Raw genomic sequence first — 1578 nt, 5'->3', positions numbered from 1 at the left:
CTCGCTCGCCGACAGGCCCGCACTGGCCAGCGCCGCCCGGATCACCCGCTGCTGCGACGGCCCGTTCGGCGCCGTCAAACCATTCGACGCACCGTCCTGGTTGACCGCCGTCCCCGCCACCACCGCCAGCACCTTGTGCCCGTTGCGGCGTGCGTCCGACAGCCGCTCCAGCACCAGCACGCCGACACCCTCACTCCAACCGGTGCCATCGGCGGAGTCCGCATATGCCTTGCAACGCCCGTCGGCCGCAAGGCCGCGCTGGCGGGAGAAGTCGATGAAGGTGCCGGGCGTCGACATCACGGTCACACCGCCGGCCAGTGCCAGCGAACTCTCACCCGAACGCAGCGACTGGCACGCCAGGTGCAACGCCACCAGCGACGACGAACAGGCCGTGTCCACCGTCACCGCCGGACCCTCCAGACCCAGCGCATACGCCACCCGACCCGAAGCAACCGAGCCCGTACCACCCGTGCCGAGGTACCCCTCGATCTCCTCCGGCACGAAGTGCGAAGGCAGGTAGTCGTGGTAGAAGAGGCCCGTGAACACGCCGGTCGCGCTGCCCCGCAACGCCGTCGGATCGATTCCCGCGTCCTCCAACGCCTCCCACGACGTCTCCAGCAGCAACCGCTGCTGCGGATCCATCGCCACCGCCTCACGCGGACTGATCCCGAAGAACTCCGCGTCGAACTCCCCCGCGTCGTAGAGGAATCCGCCCTCACCCGACACGCTCTTGCCGACCGCGTCCGGATCCGGATCGACCACGTCCCCGGGCCAACCACGATCCGTGGGGAAGGGGCCGATCGCATCTCCACGCGAGTCCAGCAGCTCCCAGAACTCCTCCGGCGACGACACACCGCCCGGGAACCGGCACGCCATTCCGACGATCACCAGGCGGTCCTCGTCGACCGGAACAGTGCGGACCACGGGCCGTGCCGCGTCCGCCGATGCGGCACCGGAGTCGCCGACCAGCTCGCCCAGCACGAAGCCGGCCAGGGCCGCCGGCGTCGGGTAGTCGAACACCACCGTCGCCGGCAGGCGCAGGCCCGTGGCGTTGTTCAGCCTGCTGCGCAGTTCGACGGCGGTGAGCGAGTCGAAGCCGACGTCGCGGAAGGAGCGACCGGAATCGACGGCCCCGGGTCCTGTCATGCCGAGCACCAGGGCGGCCTGCGACAGGATCAACTCCCGTACGGCCTCGCGCTGCTCGTCCGGGCCCAGCGCGGCCAGCCGGGCGGCCAGAGCGTTCTGGTCACCGGCGCCGGGCTGACCGACCGTCCGACGGCTGTGCGAGCCCGCTCGCGTCGCACGGACCAGACCGGACAGCAGCGACGGGATCTCGTCCAAGCGTTGCAGGGCGGCGAGGTCAAGCTGGGCGGTGACCACCAGGGGGTCGGCGACGCGGACGGCCGCGTCCAGCATGGCGAGGCCGTCGGACGCGGGCAGCGGCTTCAGGCCCTGGCGGGACATCCGCCGCCAGTCCGCCCGGTCGAGCTTCGCGGTCATGCCGTGTTCCCACGGCCCCCAGGCAAGGGACGTGGCGGGCAGGCCGAGGTGACGCCGATGAGCGGCCAGCGCGTCCAA

1 protein-coding gene is annotated in these 1578 nt (G+C 71.4%); it reads right to left on the bottom strand.

Features of this window, described 5'->3' with window-relative positions; genetic code table 11:
* A partial coding sequence (locus tag LN042_RS36735; protein WP_230055812.1) for a type I polyketide synthase occupies positions 1-1578 on the bottom strand: 1578 nt, incomplete at both ends.

The sequence above is a fragment of the Kitasatospora humi genome (genome assembly GCF_020907985.1).
GTDB classification, from domain to species: Bacteria; Actinomycetota; Actinomycetes; order Streptomycetales; family Streptomycetaceae; genus Kitasatospora; species Kitasatospora humi.
The sequence above is the reverse complement of the archived record's forward strand: the minus strand, read 5'-3'. Positions and strand labels throughout refer to the sequence as shown.